Annotated in this window: 18 protein-coding genes; 5 read left to right on the top strand and 13 right to left on the bottom strand. The window is 62.1% G+C overall.

What is annotated here, in order from left to right; translation table 11 throughout:
* Positions 1–67 precede the first annotated feature (67 nt).
* The 5 genes from NKJ35_RS03230 (at position 68) to NKJ35_RS03250 (ending at position 2,275) form a co-directional block, all read left to right on the top strand.
* Complete coding sequence (locus tag NKJ35_RS03230; protein ID WP_254820493.1) at positions 68–253, top strand: hypothetical protein; 186 nt, start codon at positions 68–70, stop codon at positions 251–253.
* Positions 254–424: 171 nt separating this feature from the next.
* Positions 425–574: a hypothetical protein gene (locus NKJ35_RS03235; protein ID WP_352644925.1), complete on the top strand. Its 150-nt coding sequence runs from the start codon at positions 425–427 to the stop codon at positions 572–574.
* A 175-nt stretch (positions 575–749) separates the two neighbouring features.
* A complete protein-coding gene (locus NKJ35_RS03240) occupies positions 750–917 on the top strand; it encodes a hypothetical protein (protein ID WP_254820491.1) in 168 nt (55 codons plus the stop codon).
* A gap of 167 nt (positions 918–1,084) precedes the next feature.
* A complete protein-coding gene (locus tag NKJ35_RS03245) occupies positions 1,085–1,258 on the top strand; it encodes a hypothetical protein (protein WP_352644927.1) in 174 nt (57 codons plus the stop codon).
* A gap of 270 nt (positions 1,259–1,528) precedes the next feature.
* Positions 1,529–2,275, top strand: a complete 747-nt coding sequence (locus NKJ35_RS03250; protein ID WP_352475728.1) for a hypothetical protein — start codon at positions 1,529–1,531, stop codon at positions 2,273–2,275.
* 92 nt (positions 2,276–2,367) lie between these two features.
* Here NKJ35_RS03250 and NKJ35_RS03255 read toward each other — a convergent pair whose 3' ends face one another.
* The 13 genes from NKJ35_RS03255 to NKJ35_RS03315 form a co-directional block, all read right to left on the bottom strand.
* Positions 2,368–2,952: an acyltransferase gene (locus NKJ35_RS03255; RefSeq protein WP_352644928.1), complete on the bottom strand. Its 585-nt coding sequence runs from the start codon at positions 2,950–2,952 to the stop codon at positions 2,368–2,370.
* 33 nt (positions 2,953–2,985) lie between these two features.
* Positions 2,986–4,344, bottom strand: a complete 1,359-nt coding sequence (locus NKJ35_RS03260; protein ID WP_352644929.1) for an SGNH/GDSL hydrolase family protein — start codon at positions 4,342–4,344, stop codon at positions 2,986–2,988.
* The gene (locus NKJ35_RS03265) at positions 4,245–5,717 is read right to left on the bottom strand and encodes a hypothetical protein (RefSeq protein ID WP_352644930.1); all 1,473 of its coding nucleotides are present in this window, start codon (positions 5,715–5,717) and stop codon (positions 4,245–4,247) included. Before NKJ35_RS03265 ends, NKJ35_RS03260 begins: the two co-directional genes overlap by 100 nt.
* 142 nt (positions 5,718–5,859) lie before the next feature.
* Positions 5,860–6,210, bottom strand: coding sequence for a hypothetical protein (locus tag NKJ35_RS03270; protein WP_254820487.1), 351 nt, complete (start codon positions 6,208–6,210; stop codon positions 5,860–5,862).
* A gap of 290 nt (positions 6,211–6,500) precedes the next feature.
* Positions 6,501–7,121, bottom strand: a complete 621-nt coding sequence (locus NKJ35_RS03275; RefSeq protein WP_352644932.1) for a DUF1851 domain-containing protein — start codon at positions 7,119–7,121, stop codon at positions 6,501–6,503.
* On the bottom strand, positions 7,084–9,792 hold the full coding sequence (locus NKJ35_RS03280) for a hypothetical protein (RefSeq protein ID WP_352644934.1): 2,709 nt from the start codon (positions 9,790–9,792) through the stop codon (positions 7,084–7,086). Before NKJ35_RS03280 ends, NKJ35_RS03275 begins: the two co-directional genes overlap by 38 nt.
* Positions 9,792–10,283: a hypothetical protein gene (locus NKJ35_RS03285; protein WP_352644935.1), complete on the bottom strand. Its 492-nt coding sequence runs from the start codon at positions 10,281–10,283 to the stop codon at positions 9,792–9,794. The genes NKJ35_RS03280 and NKJ35_RS03285 overlap by 1 nt, the downstream gene beginning before the upstream one ends.
* Before the next feature lie 2 nt (positions 10,284–10,285).
* Positions 10,286–10,942, bottom strand: coding sequence for a hypothetical protein (locus tag NKJ35_RS03290; RefSeq protein WP_352644936.1), 657 nt, complete (start codon positions 10,940–10,942; stop codon positions 10,286–10,288).
* A gap of 200 nt (positions 10,943–11,142) precedes the next feature.
* A complete protein-coding gene (locus tag NKJ35_RS03295) occupies positions 11,143–13,599 on the bottom strand; it encodes a phage tail protein (protein WP_352644937.1) in 2,457 nt (818 codons plus the stop codon).
* Positions 13,596–14,198 carry a phage connector family protein gene (locus tag NKJ35_RS03300; protein ID WP_352644939.1) on the bottom strand — a complete coding sequence of 201 codons (603 nt, stop codon included), beginning with the start codon at positions 14,196–14,198 and terminating at the stop codon, positions 13,596–13,598. Before NKJ35_RS03300 ends, NKJ35_RS03295 begins: the two co-directional genes overlap by 4 nt.
* Positions 14,199–14,485: 287 nt before the next feature.
* Entirely contained in the window at positions 14,486–14,737 is a 252-nt protein-coding gene (locus tag NKJ35_RS03305; RefSeq protein WP_352505470.1) for a hypothetical protein, read from the bottom strand.
* 208 nt (positions 14,738–14,945) lie between these two features.
* Entirely contained in the window at positions 14,946–15,935 is a 990-nt protein-coding gene (locus NKJ35_RS03310; protein ID WP_352644941.1) for a Coat protein, read from the bottom strand.
* 24 nt (positions 15,936–15,959) lie between these two features.
* Positions 15,960–16,868: a hypothetical protein gene (locus NKJ35_RS03315; RefSeq protein ID WP_352644943.1), complete on the bottom strand. Its 909-nt coding sequence runs from the start codon at positions 16,866–16,868 to the stop codon at positions 15,960–15,962.
* Positions 16,869–16,981: the final 113 nt, after the last annotated feature.

Below are 16,981 nucleotides of genomic sequence, written 5' to 3' on the forward strand. Positions count from 1 at the left end.
GCGCCGATGTGGCAAGCAAGGTTGATGTTTTCGACCCGCCATGTGAAATGGCCGCGGGATGGTGCACATGTCTGATGATGAACAAACCGCTGCGGCGCGCTGGACGGTGAAGTCCGAACTCCGCGCCGTCGGCCGCGACAAGCCGCTGCTGCTGGTGCTGGCGGCGATCCTCTGCCTCTATTGTGCGTTTATCGCCGGACCGATCGTCTATGCGGTGCTGGCCATCAACGGCATTGCGGATTTCTTCAAATGAAGCCGGTTCCGGCGATGTCGCTCCGGCCCGGTTCCTGCGTCCACCGCGCCCGAAATTGCTCGACCTGATGAAATTGCTTAGCCGGGATGAAACTGTTCCCGTCTATCGTTCGTACCTGTAGCGGGTACGGGAGGACACGTGACGATAAGAATCAGGCTTCCAGGCGGGACTTTGAAGATCAAGAAAAGGGACGAGCTGCGGCGGCGCGAGCAGAAGCGCGAGGTGCCGGTTTGGCAGGTCGGCAATTATTTCGTCATCTGGTGGCCGAGCGGCATGTCCGATCGCCCATCGTCGTCCAACAAGTCCTCGCCCAGGAAATAGCCCGGGCACCCGACGATCCCGACCCGGCACTGATGCCTCGGTGCCGGATCAGGAACCGCCGTGCGCGCCAAACTTCCGAGACCGCTCGACAAATCCCAGAAAAAGTCAGCGGACAGCGTTGACTCTTCCGCCACGGAAGGTTTTGATGCTGCATTGCACAATCAGGCGGGGGCCGATGGCAGTACGTATCAGAATGCCAGGCGGCACGCTGAAGGTGAAAGTGTACCGCGAATTGCGCGATCGCGAACGCGCCCGCCGCATACCTGTCGTCAAGATCGGCCGGGTTTATTTCACCTGGTGGTCGAACCGCCAGCGACTCATTGACGACCAGTCGCCACGGTGAACGTCCCAATTCTTCCGACCTGGCATGCGCCTGGGACGCCCGCTCAGCCGCCGCAGGCGAGCTCGCAAGATAAGTTGATGAGGCTGCTGTTGACTCTTCCGTGACGGAAGGTCTCTACTTACCGCATTGCACGAAAATTGCTGCGTTGCACAACGGGAGTTGGACCGATGGCAGTGCGTATCAGGTTGCCTGGCGGCACTCTGAAGATGAAGACCTATCGTGAGTTGCGAGCCCGGGAACGCGACCGCCGCGTGCCTGTGATGAAGATGGGTTCGCTTTATTTTGTCTGGTGGTCGAAAAACCAGGAACCTCACCAGAAGCCGCAGGACAGCAGACGGTAGCGGCTCCGCCGGCGACGGGTCCGCGTCAGCGATAAACCCTGACAATTCCGAAATACAACTCCAGCTGTAGGAATTTTTGGTCGGCCGGCTGTGCCATTGTTGGTGCGCACAGCATCCCGAGCGGCCCTCGCAGAGCAATTCTTCCGACGTCTTTTCGGCGATTTTCAAACGGCGTCCAGACTGGCGGGCGCGGGTGTTTGCAAGCTTGCAAACCGCCGCCGCTTGTCGCAAATAATTGGCCGCGGGCGGGCGATCAGGAGTCATTCATTGATGAATGTCCAATCGCGCATGCATGCTTTCCTTCGCTCAAGTCCGCTCCGATATTATTTTCACCTCGCAAAGGCTCGCCTTGCCGGGTCTCCGCAATCAGATGAAAGTGTGATCCTGTCGCAGATTGTTGGCCAAAGCCCGAAAACGTTCTTGGAATTTGGCTTCCATCCGACGGAATACAACTGCATTGGGCTTAGTGAATTCAGGGGTCTGCTCGTCGACGGCGACGCAACGACCGTGCGGTTAGCGCGCTCGCTGCTTCCAAAGCGGATTGAAGTGCGCCAGAGCTTCATTGATCTCAACAACATCGAAAGTCTCGCCACGCATTTTCCGCAACTTGGAGTCCTTTCCGTCGATGTCGATGGAAACGACTACTGGTTTCTGCAAGCCTTGCTGCCAGTGCGGCCGGCCGTCATTGTGGCGGAGTACAACGCCAGTTTTGGTCTCAATCCTATCACAGTGCCGTATGATCACGCTTTCGATCGCACCGCCAAGCACGACAGTGGCTGGTATCACGGTGCATCGATCACCGCCCTGGCCAATCTCTGCAAGAAGTACGGCTACAAGCTCGTTGCCGTCTCGTCCGCCGGGGGGAACGCGTTCTTCTTACCTAACGGTTCGGACATGCCGGGATTGGAGCCGGCTCAGTCCTATCGAGAGAGCACCCTGCGCAACCGCTGGTCTGGAACTACCGCTAAGGATCAATGGGAGCGTATCAAGCATATGCCTTTTGTCGAAGCGACCTGAAACGGAGACGAGAAATGTATGCTGGATAACCGCATCGACATGTAGCCATATACGATGGCACGACGCTCATTGATGAGCGGCAGCCAAAGGCATCACTTCACTAGGTCTTCTGGCCGCACCAACGAATCGGCCGGGACGTCGTGTCGAACAATCGATCCGGCCGAGATAATCGCCCGATCGCCGATGGTGACACCCTTCATGACCATGGCGCTATTGCCGATCCAGACGTCATCTCCAATAGTGATCGGCGCCGAACGAATGCCCGGGTCGACATGCGGATGGCCCTCACGAAAGATGGCTTGCATCTGAGCAAAACGCTTCTGCGGGTCCATCGGATGCGAATTGGTGTCGTGGATCGCCACGCCCCATGAGACGTGCACTCGTTTGCCGATCTTGATCCCCACCGGGTCCGACGACCAAATCGTCGAGCCTGGACCAAGATAAAACCAGTCATCGATTTTGATCCGACCCTCGTGGGCAAACACCTGCAAATGCCCATCCAAATGGCTGTCCGCGCCGATCGAGACGCGAGACCGGTCGCCGCGGATATTGAAAATTTCCGCCCCGGCGCCAAACTTCGTGCGCGGCCCGATGACGGCATTTTCCCTAGCGGCGCCAGTGGCGATCCATGACCAAAAGCGGCGGCGAAGAGCTAGAACGGTGGAGAAGACGCGCATTCGCGAACATCTGCCACACAGGATCACTCCAGTCTAGGCTCCGAAGAAGCCCCGTCGCGAGAGACGACGAAGTTCCTCTGCATCGAAAGTTCCGTGCCGCAGGCTGCCGGTAGCAGTCGGATGAAGCTCATCGCTCATGTAAAGCAACGAGGTCAGGTAGCCGATGCCGCTCTCGCCTCCTACGTCAATTAACGGTATTGACAGCATATCGGCTACCTCCCGCTCCGCCTTCATGAACTGGACCAGCGTGTTGCCTTGACCGTTTATTCTTCCTATCCGGTGCGTCGCGTGTCCAGGGCCGCCGCTGTAGGTACCAATCATGACGATCTTGGCATTCGGCGCACGCGCTCGGATGGCGGCGCAGGCCGCCCACAGCGAACCATAGTGAGTGGCGTAAGTCGTGTCGCCGAGAGCGCCCAGGGGCGTCTCCTGCGCGCCAAAGGCGTTCGGGCCCGGCTCCAAGATTACCAACTCCGCGTCGACCGGAATGTTGGCGATCGCATTGGACATTCCGTAGCTCGGATAGGCGGTGGTGCTCAGCCCCAAGGCCGAGCCACTGACCGCTAGATTGGTAGGGACCATACCGGTCAGACCGGCGAGGACGGGAACGTAGTAGGCTCCGGCCGAAATGCTAGAGCCGATCAGGGTCAATTTTTTGCCAACCAGGGCGGCCGAGCCGTCGTCATATGGGTCGCCGCCGATGTTGGCCGGATCCGACAATAGGCCAAGATACAGAGCGCCATTGGCGACTGCCGTCACGCCGGCGCTTTTGGTCCAGGCCGAGTTGGAGAGGTTTTCCGAAGACGAGAAGACATTCGGCCCACCATTAATGCTTAGAGCCGACCTTTGGACATAGAATCCAGACACACCATCGCCGACATACGGGTGACCGCCAGCAGACGGGAAAATACGCTGTTGCCAGTTCGTCGCGGCCGTGGCTGTTGCCGTCTTCGTAACCGTGCATTCGTACCAGCCGTTGCCAAGAGCGACGATGCTCGCGCCTGTGCCGGTCGCGGTCCCGGTATCGAGATTGAAGGTGCAGTCGAAGATGACGGCGTTGTTGGAGTAGAGATTGAGACGATTGCGTTCGGCCTTTTTGGCGGTGACTTTCCAGACGATATTGTCGCCATTGACCACGGACCTGCCCTGATAAACGGAAGGATTGCCAGAGCCGACCATTTCGACAAGCTTCGATGCCGTCATTCGGCCTCTGACGGTCACGTCGAGGCCATCGACAAGCGGAGGCAGGGAGATCAGCACCGGTTCATAAGGGCTGACCGTGGTGGTAACCGTCACGTTCTGCTTCGTGAAGGCTGCGTTGGCGGGGTCGCTGCTCGGGAACAGGTTAGCCGGCAGGCCCTGCTTGCGGAGCACGACACTGCGAATGTACATACCGCTGGTTCCATCGCCGGTGAACGGAAAAACGCCAGCAGCCGACATACGTGCCTGCACATTGTTCGTAATATTTGCCGCAACCAGGACGACAGCCTTGCACTCGTACCAGCCGGAGCCAATATCTGTGATGGCAGCGCTGACGAGGTTCGCGCCTGAACTGCTTGAGACGATACCCTCCTCAAGATTGAAGAGGCCGCACCAGCCCCCGCGTGGATAAGCTGCAGAATGCTTCGCTCTCCAGCTTTGGCAATGGCAATGTGCTCGATCGTGTCGCCCGACACAAAAGAGTAGGATCGATATACAGATGGGCTGACTGATCCGGCCGCCTCTGTTAGCCTGGCGGTCGGAACGCTAAGGCCTTCGATCATTGCTAGGCTATCGACGCTCGAAAGGAGAGCAGCCGTTGCCGCCCGGACACCCGTATCAGCCGCTACCGGTCCGGCCCCGACATTGAACAACCCCAAAGAACCAGTCGAAACTTCGGTCCAGAAATACTCGCCGACATCGACATTCCTGCCCAGCACCGCCGCAGCGGCGGCGCCGGCCAGTCCTGCCGACGCCGCAAAGCTGACCGTCGGCGCCACTGTGTAGGAGCCCGGCGCCGTGATCAGTATCTGCGTCAGCGCCCCGCCCGCCACCACGAAGCGGCCGGCAGCGCCCGACCCGGTGCCGCCGGTAAACGCCAGGTCGAATGTACCGTTGGCGCCGCCCGAGCCTGGCGTGATCGCACCGTTGCCGGCAACGCCGAAGCCGATTGCCGCGGCAGTCGTCGGGAAAATGCCCTTGCCGTAGAGCGAAGCGTCGCGTGCAGCCTGAGCGCTGATGACGGCCGCCGCGGCCGCGACGGCATCGGAATTGGTTGCAGCCCGGTCGGCTGTGGTTTGCCCGGCATTCGCTGCTGAAGCGGCAGCACTCGCGGATGCCTGGCCGGCGCTGGCTTCGGCAGCATCCTTCAGCGCCTGGGTTTCATCGCGCAATGCTTCGACCTCATCGACCATCTCCGCGATGTCGGGCGGAACGGATGCGGCGACGGTGATGGCATCGGCGCCGACGGCTGGTTCGTCGGCCGTGAACTCGAACACGCGGTCCGCATTGACCGATCCGATCTGGGTGTGGACCGTCGTGCCCTTCTGCAGGGTGCGCGTAGTGCGGGCATCGGCGGCGCGGAACCATTCGCCTGCGCTCGCCGTGTAGATGCCGTTCTGCGTCGGGTCGGCCTGGTCCTTGACCAGCACGCGGTCTCCGACCTCGGCCGGCACGCCGTCGATCGCCTGCAGGCCATGCAGGAGGATGTCGGCCGTGGTCGCGAGGCCCACGGGTTCGCGTTCGCCGGTCAGGAGACGAACGGCAGCAGTTGCAGGTCGGGACATGAGGGCTTGCTCCATAAAAAAAGCCCCGCACAAGCGAGGCTGGAAGGGGTTCAGTGCTGTCGGTGGGAGACTTAAGCTACGCGGCCGGACACCGCGCTATCCGGCGCAGCCGGCGATTTTCCGGACAGAGAGCGGCAACGGGCTACAGCAATCCGCCAATCAGCCTTCTTGTGCCGCCCATGGCCGCCAGTCCGCAGGCCATGCCGGCGCAGTCGGCGACCCAGTCGAGGATATCCATATCGCGCGCGATCAGTTGGGCGCCCTGAAGAAGCTCGATCGCCGCGCCGGTGATGGCGAGGAGCAGGACCAGTCTCGTCTTGTGTTCCGGCCAGCCGAGGCTTCCCAGCGCCGCCAGCACCGCGAATGCCGCGGCGTGGTTGAGCTTGTCGTGGTGGAAGGTGAAGCCCAGGTCCAACTCCTGCAGGAAGCGCACCGGCGAAAGCGCGAGAAGGAGAACGCCGGTCAAGGTGAGCAGAAAAACGATCCTTGCCATGGTCGAAAAAGAGTCCGTGCGCAACAGGTCAATCCTTCATCTGAAATGGGAGACGATCCAGAAGGCACCACCGACTGGACCGCTCTGCGGTTATCAGGCCATAAGCCAGCATCGTGACCACAATCAGACCGCTGGCTACTTGCGGCACGCTCTACCCGGACCGTCCGGCCACAAAACGGATAGCGCATCACAGACCGCGGGGGTCGCACCCCTTCGGACCAGAGGCAAATACCGCTTCTAGCCATGCTTCGAACGGGAGTCCCGAGTGGCAGATCAGCGGAAACCCTGTTTTAGAGAAGGTCTCGGATATTGACAGGTGTTCCCGGTGGCAGGTCTTTCACCTTCGCAATAAGTTGGCCCATTATGTGCCAATAGACTTCCAGGTCCGACAGCTCCTGGTTTTTGATTTCGTCCTTCCCGTTGAGAAACAGCGGTATCTTATAGCCGACGCACTGGTTAAAGGCTGGCTCGGCGCCGCCGGCCTCACGCCAATCTGAGTAGAGATTGGCGGCCAATGCTGCATCTTCGTCCTCGATGACATCGACTTCGTGGAAGGTCCGGATGTTGGCAGGCACCTGAAGAGCCTCGCCCATGCCCGGCTCGAACATCACGACACCAGGTTCCCCTTGTTCCAGCCTTTGGCTATCGACTGCAAGCGCCGTCCCCAGCCAATCATAACCAAAGCAGGTGATCCGGCCGGTGAATTCCGGAAAACCCAGGCAGACACGTGCGTTCCAACGTGCCACGTCCTGCGCCCGGATTATCCTGTACAAACCGTGCTTGAACGAAGCACCGCCGAAACTGGCCAGCAGCTCGTTTAATCCAGGTACTTTCGTATCCAGGGAGAAATTGCCGGTGTCCGCGGGCACCCTACTATCCACCGGGAAGTTTTGGCGAAATGTCTCGAACATTGCGATCTCCAATCGTTACTTTGTTAATTTTGGTTCCATAAGGCAAATGCTTGATCCGCTGCTGTATCTGAGAACCAAGGCTGGTGTTAACACTCGCATCCAATGTGGCCATATTGGATAGCTTGTCAGAACCTCCTAGTTGCAAATCAATTGTATGATCAACATGGCTGCTAGCGGGGACTTTATTACCGGCGGCAATAAACTTCATACGAGCTCCCTTGATGACCCGAACCGCGCGGCTCACGACGGTTTCAGCAGCAGTTAACAGCTGCACTTTGAGATCCGCGGCAGCCCGTTGCGCAACGTCCCATTCAGGCATGTAATATAGATGCAGGTCCTGACCAACAGAGATTTCGCTGATGCCGCCACCGGTTGCTCCCACATCTGTAGCAAGCGGGTCTGGCATTGCCTCGGATATCCGAGGACCCGAAGCTTCTGGAGTTACAGCAGAACCAGCATTCGCAGGACGCTCCGCCAGCCTTGCCACCACCTGGCTGCCACCTGCACTGAGTCCCTCGGCAAGGACATTGCCGCCCGCCCCCCAAAGCGCGCCGTTGGCAATTCCCCAGGGGACGCTCTGTCCTGTGTTGAAGGCGTATGCCCCGCCATAAGTGCCACCCGCCACACCCGCTACGCCGGTTCGGGCACCAAGACCGATCACGCCGTTCTCCGCCGCCGCGCCAGCGCTTGCCCGACCCAGCAAACCGAACAAACCCGTCGCCAGGGCATATCCGCTTAAGCCTGCGCCGAGGGCCTCCGCCACCCAACCGGCCGAGGCGGCCCGGTCCTCGGCGTCCTCTGTCTCGGCCTGCTCATCTTCAAGAAGGTTCTCGTAGTTTCCGCTCGACCAAACGGAGTCCAGCCCGGCGGAGATCGCGTCCGCACCGTCGGCAGCCACGCCCTTAGCCGTGAGGCGGCCGACATCCGACAATGCCAAGCCGAATTGCTGCAGCAGCGGCATGGTGCTGTACTGGGCTCGGGCCGGATGTTCCCCGATCCACGCCAGCCCGTTCTTGAGCACTGCAACCTGGGCTTCCAACGACTCTGGCGCGAGGTTCGGATATTGGGCGGCCTTGGCTCGCCACTGGGCTTCCGCCGCCACAGAAATCTGTTGGGTTGTCGCCTTGCGGGCATCCGGATCGCGAACCGCCAGGACGATCGAACTCAACTCGGCAAAGCGGTTTTCGAACGGGACGCCTTGGTCGATGTATTTCGCCGCCTGCTGGCCAGCTACAGCCCAAGGCATTGGCAGTATTCGGTCGAAGCCCAACTCCTGCTGAGCAGCGACGGCCCAGGTGACGGCGGCCTTATAATCCTCAGGAGCTGTGATCTTGTCCCAGTCCGGAGCACGGTTCGGGAACAGTTGGCCGACGTAACCGGCGGGATCGGCGCGCCTGGCACCAAGCACCAATTGCGCGGCGCCGGCCCTTATCTCATATTGCTTGCGCTCTTCCGGCGCGCCGTAGGGGCCGGGCTCAAAATCCCGAATCTGGGCGTGTATCGCCTGGTTCGGGACGGGTCGCATGTCGAAAACCGCGCGACCGATATCAGCCGTTATGTTGAAGGCTCGGAGACGCTTGCCGCCATCTTCGGCGCCGTATACGGCAGTGAAGTCTTCGGCACCCGGGGTCTTGCCAGAATAGCTGCCGGTATTGGCAATGGCAGCCGGCGCATTCTGGTAAGCAAGGTCGATGTTGGTACGCGCATCGACCAGGCTTGCGGCAGTCGCTACCTGCGCCTTCTGGCCGAGATCCTGAATCGCGTCCGGCGACAGGTCGGCAATCCAGGGTCCTGCGGCAGCCCAGGCTCTATTTCCGACAGGCTCCATGGAACCCATGCGGATAGGTGGTTCGTCGGATGGAAGGCCACCTACGGGCGCTTCGCGCGTCGCCAGCACGCTGGACCCACTCGCCCGAGGTCCGCCCACAGCCTCGATGATATCGTCCTTAGTCCTGCCGTCCGTTGAGACCGGCCCAGTCCCCAGCATCCCGGCGGCGCGCCTCGGGTCTTGGGCGATCATCGCCTGGACAAGCGCCTTTGCCGTGTTGCTGCGCCAGGCGGCCTCGGCCGCTTGCCGGGCAAGCGGGTTGCCCATCTTGCCGATCAGGTCGAGCCCGCTCTGCCTGATCGCCTCGAATGTTTCTGTGTCGTTCGGGTCGCTTTGCGCGATCGAGCTGGTATAGATTTGCTCGACCTTGCTCCACTCGGCCTGTTCATAGGTCTGGCGCCGCGCGTGCTGCTGCGCGGCCATGCGCGCCGAGCCGGCGAGCCGCAACGCCTGCTTTTGTGACAGGAAGTTGGCGCGTTCGCCCTCCGGCACTTTCGCCGCGGTGTCGTCGAAGATCCGGTCGAACAGGCCGGGCTTGACGACAACGTCGCTGCGCGGATCGAGCTGGCCATACATGAAGTCGTGCAGGCCGCCGCCGTCGGGCGGCGCGGTCTGCACCGCCACGGCTTCGGCGTGGGCTATGCGTGCGTTCAGCTCGCGGCCGATAATGTCGGTGTCGAACGCATCCTGCTGCTGCTTCTGCTGCCGGAAGCGTTCGGCAATCGCCGACAACTCGTCGCCAAAGCCTTGCATGGCGGCGCCCACCGGCGAGCCGTTGGGATAGGAGGCCACAGTGCCGGTATCGAGGCGGCGCTGGGCAAGCTGGAGCGGGATGGTGGCCATCAGTAGAGGCCTCCACCCGGCGCCGGCGGGAAGGCGCTTCTGCCGAACGTCACCGTCTTGGCCGGGTCGTAGAGGCCGGAGATGCCCGACACGAGGCTGCCGCCGGCCTTGAAGATCGAGGCGCCCACCGCCTGCTTGCCGGAAAAGCGCGCGATCGCCGCTTGCGTGGCGAGACCGTTCTGGCGCAGCTGCGAGCCGTACTGGATCGCCTTGAGGTCGAGCTGGCCCTGCCTGGCATTGGCCGTCAGCACCTCGGTCGGGGAACCAGAAATGGCGACGCCCGAAGTGCCGGCCTGGGCACGCGCCTGAGCCTGGAGGAGATCCTGTTTGTGGCGCTCCTGGCCCTGCTCGAAGGCCGAGCTTTGGGCGTCGGCCCGCGCCTGCTGTTCATAGGCCTTGGCCTGGTAGTCGGCCATCTGCTTGGACTGCTGGCCTTCCGCTAGCGCGCCGCCGACGGAAAGCGCCGTACCGATAAGAGCTAGTGTGCACATGGTCAGCCTCGTTCGCCGGCGGGAATGAATTTGCTTTTGATGCCGTCGACCGGCGCGCCGCTCGAAGGGCGCCGGTCGAGCACGCCGCCGGGGCTGAGGAAGGACAAAAGCAGCCGGTCGGCCTGGATTGCCGGGCGGCTGAGACGCGTGGGTGCTGTGGCCCGCGGGCCGGCCATGGCGGTGCGCCGGATGGTGGTCAGGTTGACCTTCAGGCCGACGGCGCCGTTGGCATCGAAATGGCCGTTGGCGGCGATGACGGCTCGGCTCAAGGCATCGGCCGCGAACAGCTCCTGGCGCAGTTGCTCGATCAGTTCGTGAACGCTCTTCCAGCGCTCACCGAGGGAGGCCGCCTTTGTTCGGATCTCGGCGCCAAGCGCTTCAATATCGACGCGGGCTTCGCTTCGGGCGACGGCGATACGGCGCTTGTCCACCGCCTCGATGGTCCTCTCGACGAGCGCAATTGCATCGTTGCAGTCGTCTAATGCGGCACGCGCCGCCGCCAGGTCGCCCTCGCCGAAAATCGCGCGATCCTCGGCCTGTTGCAGCTCCTGCTTGCGGGCGATCGCATTGTTAAGGTCGGTGTCGAGCAAGGCGCGGATGGCAGCGAAATCGGCAGCCGTCCGCGCCCTGCCGAGGTCTTCGGCATGGGTTGGGGTCACGGGTGGGTTCCTTGGTTGGGGAAGCGATGGAGGACGGAGCAGGTGATCTCCCCCCTCGAGGGGGAGATGGCCGGTAGGCCAGAGAGGGTCGTCTCGCGTGGAGCGCCAACCCCTTCAATTCGCGATGGGAGGCCGCGTCAGGACGTGCCGACCCCCTCTGTCGCCTTCGGCGACATCTCCCTCTCGAGGGGGGAGATTAACTAAGGCTCGGCGTCGAACACCGGCGTCATCGCCCTGATCGTGCAGGGCGTTGGATTGAGGTGGCGGATCTTCACCCGCCCCTGCCCTTCCCAGCTGTCGTCGATCGGCACCTCGACATTGCCGGTGAACAATTTCGCCATGCCATCGGGAGCAATCACGGACGGGATGCGAACCTGCTCCCAGCGGCCGCGGATGAACGACTGGACCTGAAGCCCGGTTGTGTCGGTCTCCAGCAGCGAAAGAATGAGCTTGGCCACCTTCTTGCGCCGGCCGACGATCGATCCGTCGCGGCCGCCGACGTCGAGCTCCAGCGTGTTGGCTTCGGACTGGTAGCCGAGCCCGACCTGCCATTTGGCTGCCTTAGCCCCGCCGGGCAGCGAAACCGCGCCAGCCGCCACCGCAAGGCCCTTGTAGACCTTGCCATCGGCCAGGACGTCGACTGTTTCGCCGTTGAGATGACCAAGCCCTGAGACCGTGCCGACAGCGACGCCGTCATAGGTCAGGCCGCAGTCGACTTCGAATGCATCCCCGATCACGCCATACTCAAACGGCGCGGTCTTTATTTCGATATAGCGCCTGGTCACGCCGCCGATCGTGCGCTTGACGATCAGCCAGAGATCGTCATTGCCGTCCTGGCCGGGCGTCACCACGGCGCTTTCGACAACAGCCCAGTTCGATCCGGCGAAGCTTCCGGCGATCTGGTGGATATGCATGCCGCGAACGTCTTGCGACGGCTGGTGCGTGTAGCCGCCGAGCTCGCCATCCCCGAGCGGAAACCACAGCAGCGGGTCGGGGTCGGTCTGGAAGGCGAGTTCGACGACGCCTTTCTTCGGAATGTGCTCCGATATTTGACCGACATCGTCGGAAGTGAAGCGGCCGGTGGCGTTTTGCGTTAGCTCGGCGATCGATTTGCGGGAGCGGGTGACATATAGGAACGACTGCCCCGCATCGACGGGACGCAGCGGGGCACAGCCAAAGGTCCGCGACCGGCGGTTCTTGAACGAGGACGGCGTCAGCGCCTCGTCGATGCCCGAGCCCGACAGGGCCCTCACCCCGCCAAGCGTTCCGATGATCAGCGCACCGTCCGATTCCGCCACCCACGTAATGTCATTGGCCTGACCGCCACCTGCCTGCACGAATTCCAGCGCGTCGGTGTCTTTCTCACCGGTGGCGAAGTTGTCGAAATCGCCGGTTTGCGAGGCATAGACCGAGAATTTGCGGCTGAACGCCAGACGCTCCTCGTAAAGCGAACCGCTCTGGACATACTTGCCGGGCACGAACGTGCCGAAACGCCAGCGGATGATCGGGCTGAGATCGGGCAGAGCATGCCCGTACAACTGGACCGTGACCACCGTGGCGCTGGTCCGGGCAACGATCTTGACCCAGCGCCAGAAGCCATCCGCGCCAAGCAGACGAATGGCGCGGCCGACATCGCTGGTCTGGAAGCCGATGCCGTCGTTGATGCCGACGATCGAGGATGCCGAAAGATCGAACGGCGTTTGCGACGGCGCGTATTCGTGCAGGGCCAGTTCGGCGATAGCGGTTCCGTCGCTGCCGCCACCTGAAAACAGCAGCTGATAATATTCGTAGGCAACCGTGTTGTTGAAGCCGTCGAAGAAGCGGGTTTCCGACTTGGACCAGCCGGTCTCTCCGTCCCGGCTGTCGAGCGTCGTCCAGTCGGTGCCGTTGTGCGAGGCCTGGAATTGCCACTGGGTCGGCGATGCAGTGTCTGAGTGATCATTCGTGGCGGTAATCCAGTAGGCGTCGACCGTCTTGGTCCCGCCGCCGCCGAACTGGTAGCGCAGATACCCGCTCGGAAAGCCCGCTATGTTCTCCCCCTTCTGCTTGTCGCCATCGAACACCTGCCACACGTCGGATGAGCCGTTGCTGTTGCTGACCGTGCCGCTTGGCAGCGTATTCGAGGCCATGACCGGCATGGCGTTGCCGGTTGCGGCCGGTGTCAACGTCGTGGCGGTGGTGTTGATCTTGTCGTATGGGCCGTCGAGAAAGACGAAATCGGCGAGCGTCCAAGTCGTGTGCGCGGTGCGCGTCAGCACTTTGACCGGATGATCCTTGTGGGTGATCCACATCTGGTCTGCCGACTGGACGAATTGCAGGTCGAACAGATCGGCCTCGAGATAAGGCGAAACGACTTCGACCGTGCCGACACGCGCGCCATAGGCATAGACGCGGATGTAGAGATCGCCGAATTCGAGCGCATAGGCCTGGTCGGCCGAGAAGATGAACGGGATCAGCCGTGTCGCCTTTGACGGAGCCTTCACCTGCGCGCAAAAATAGGTGCCGCCGCGCTTCCTGATGCCGCCATGCGGCAGCGTGACGAAGTTGGTGCATTTCGACAGCGCCGCCCGGTAAAGCTCGAGCGAGGCGCGAGCATGCAAGCGGGGAGAAATCTCGCCGCGGATGAAAGCGTCCTGGACCGGATAGAGCGTGGTCATCGGCCGACGAACCTGTTGTCGCCGCGCTGGAGAGCCCAGGAGGTTCTGGATAATCTGCCGCCGCGCTGGATGGCATTGGCCGAGTAGGCGGCGTCCAGCGCCCTGTCATAGGCGCTGCGGGCGACGTCGATCATGCCGGCCTTGTGGGTCAAGGGATGCGCGATCTTGACGGCGAGCGCCACCACCATCACTTCGCTGAACAGCGCATCCCAGTCGTTCGGGTCGCTCAGATTGGCGACATAGCGGATGATGCGCGGGCCCGCCTGATCGGAATAGATCAGCCCGGCCTCCTGCCGCCATGAGAGCGGAACGCCGTCCGGCTCGCCATTCCCCGTCAGCGGCAAGGGCCGCAGGCAATCGGCAGGAAGCTCATAGGCAAAGTTCAGCGTGCCAGCGCCGCTGCCGGTGTCGAAGCCGGCGACCGAGGTCGCCAGGATGGCGAAGACAAAGGCATGCTTGGTCAATTCGGCCTCGCGGGTCAGGTCGAAATGCAGATTGAGCAGGCGCGCCGCCTTGGCGTCCTGGTCGAGGCTGTCGATCGGCGCCTCGTCGAGCACGGCGAGCGCCATGTTGGCGATGTCGAGCGGGGTGATGGCCATAGCTCAGGCCTCCGGCTGTGTGGTTGGTCGGGGAAAACGGGGCATGGTGCCTCCACGGCAAAAAGCCGCTTCGAGGCGGCTGGGGATTTCTTGTGATTTTGGCTTGGGCAGATGTTGCACGTCTCGTGCATGAGGCCGTCACGCCACCAACCGCCCGTCAGGAAATGGCGTGGCAGACGCTTCGTCAGCCGTCTTTTTCCCATTCGAGCAAGAAAGACGGCAATGCTTGGGCTATTGCAGTTTCACGACACCGCCGCGCAACGCGGCGATGTCTTGCCTTGATTGTGTCAGCCGACGCGTGCGCTGGTCGCGATCCACTGCCCTGTTTCGGCTGACTTGACAAAGGCGCCTGATTTCACCCTTCCGGCACCTCCTGCCATAGCCAAGCCCTTGTCCAGGGCATCCTGAAGACTCGGCGTGTAGTAGGCGGTGTTTTCCAGACCGCTGAAGAAGTTTATGCGATGAACTTCCCCCTTCTTGCTCATGACAATCCCCGCTTTTCGGAGCACTTCCTGAACTGTTTTGTACTTCATGTTCATAGTTACCTCCCTTGCCGAGACAGTCAGCATCGCCCTTTCTTGTAACTGTTTGGTGCCGTCGATTGGCCAAAGGGCAACATGAATGTTGTAGCGAACCCCAAAATTCACATCACTCTGACGCAGCGCAGCGGGTGAACTTGGGATTCGCCACCGTGGCCGACCTGGCGTCCCGAAGGGGCGAGACGTCGGACGCCCGCCCCTTCGCCGATCAGGACTCGGTCGTCTTCAGCGCGATGAACGTCATGTGCTTGACGCTCGAGGCCGTGCGGTCCCAGTTTGCCGCCAGTGCCAACTCGACATCGGTGGCGAATTCGCCGGCCGAGGACGCGTCGAGAAAGCGGGTGCCCGGCACATGCGGCACGAAATGCCGGCGGCCGACCATTTCAGTGACGCCGCCGCCATGGCCCTGCCGCGGCTTGCGGTCGAACTCGAGCGGCCCGCCTTCGGTGTTGACCGGCAGCTCGTTCCACAGAATCGCCTTGTCCTTGAACATGAACGCGGTGTAGACGCCGCCGGCAACCGGAATGTCGTCATCGACGACGGCCCTCAGCCCCATGTAATAGGGGATCAGCGGCCCGCCCTGCTCGGACGACGGCACATAGTCGATGAGATCGGCGAGTTTCAGTGCCTTCATCTGTTTCGAATGCATCCAGATCGTCTTGAACTTGTCGGCGCGGTCGCCCATCAGATAGGCGGCCTCGATGATGTCGGTGTCGACGATGGAGGCGCCGGTGACGCGCACCAGGTCGCCGCCGTCATTGGCGATGTTGTCGGCCAGCACGCCTTTCAGGATGCCGAGCAGCGTCAGCTTGTTGGCGCGCTGCCAGTAGTCGGTCTGGCGACGCACGATGAGCTTCTGCGGATCGTCACCGGCAAGGATCGAGGTCAGGTCCGGGATGCCCCAGGCCTGCGCACGCACATTGCGGGCCGCGACTTCGCGGCGCGCGCCGATCTTCTTCATCTCGATCGAGTCGGCCGGGTCGTCATTGACCGGCTCGGAGGGATCGTTGCCGAGATCCTTCCAGCCGGGCATGTCGACGGAGCGCCCGCCCAGGCTGAGCTTCGAGGCGATCGACGGGTCGGAAAACAGGATCCCGGCCTGGTAAATCTCCAGCGACTGGACGTGCTCCTCGAACGAGTATTGCGCGTAGACGGACGGAACGATCGCGTCCGCGATACGGGTGTAGGCGTCTGCCATTTTTGTCTTCCTTCAGGTTTGGGGTCAAAGAGGGTTGTTGGGCATCCACAGGTCGGGGTTTTCGCCGGCCTCGCGTGCCAGCCGCCGGGCGCGGGCGGGGTCGCTTTTGACCAGGGCCGAGATGCCAGTCAGGTTGCGCTCGCCGGCGGCATTGCGCTTGAAGGGGTTGCCTCCGCTCAAGGCAGCATTGCCGTCGATCGTGTCTTCGCGGAACATCGCCTCGCCGATAGCGTGGAACGCCTTGGCGATCTGCGGGTCGGTCAAGGCGCCGTCCGGCAGAAGGATGCCCTTCGCCTTGTAGGCATTGACCAGGCCGAGCTTCTTCATCGCCCGGTTGGCGACCTCGAGCTTCTGGCGAAAGCCATCGCTCCCGGTCGGTCCCCAATCCCGCACGAGGTCGTCGTGCGTAGTCTCGACCGAGCGGGCAACGGCGATTTGCTGTGCCTTGGCCTGCTCGGCCATGTAGCCGACGAAGCGGTCGTGATAGGCCTGTGCAACCTTCGGGGTAGCACCTGCCTCGACCGCCCAGGCCTTGGACGCATTGGCGAGCTCGTCCGAATAGGCGAAGTTTTCGGGGAGCCCGTCGGGGCGCCGGTACTCGACCTTGTCGGGCGAGGTCAGCGGACGCATCGCCTCGGGCAGCCGGGCATGGAACCTGTCCCAGTCTTCCGCGGCTGCATCGGCTGCCGGAACGCGCAGGCTCTCACCCTGCTGCCGCTCCAGCTCCGCATAGGAGGCGAAAACCCGATCGAGGCTTTCAGGCTTGGTCCAGCCCTTGGTTTCAGCGAGCTTGCGGTTGCCTTCGGAAAGACCGTCAAACCAGCTTGCGGCCTTAGGCGGGGCGGACCCGTTGTCCCCGTTGGCCGGTGGCCGTGCAAGGTTGCCCGCCGGTGGCACCGCCACCACGGACCCGGCGTCTGCCAGATCTGTCATGAGAAGATTCCTTTTGCTGAGAGTTTGAAGGCCGGTGATGAGAGCACTGGCGGTGAAACTTGGTATCTCCCCCCTCGAGGGGGGGATGGCCGGCAGGCCAGAGGGGGTAGCCG

It is taken from the genome of Mesorhizobium sp. M0136 (assembly GCF_040322515.1).
Classification (GTDB): Bacteria; Pseudomonadota; Alphaproteobacteria; order Rhizobiales; family Rhizobiaceae; genus Mesorhizobium.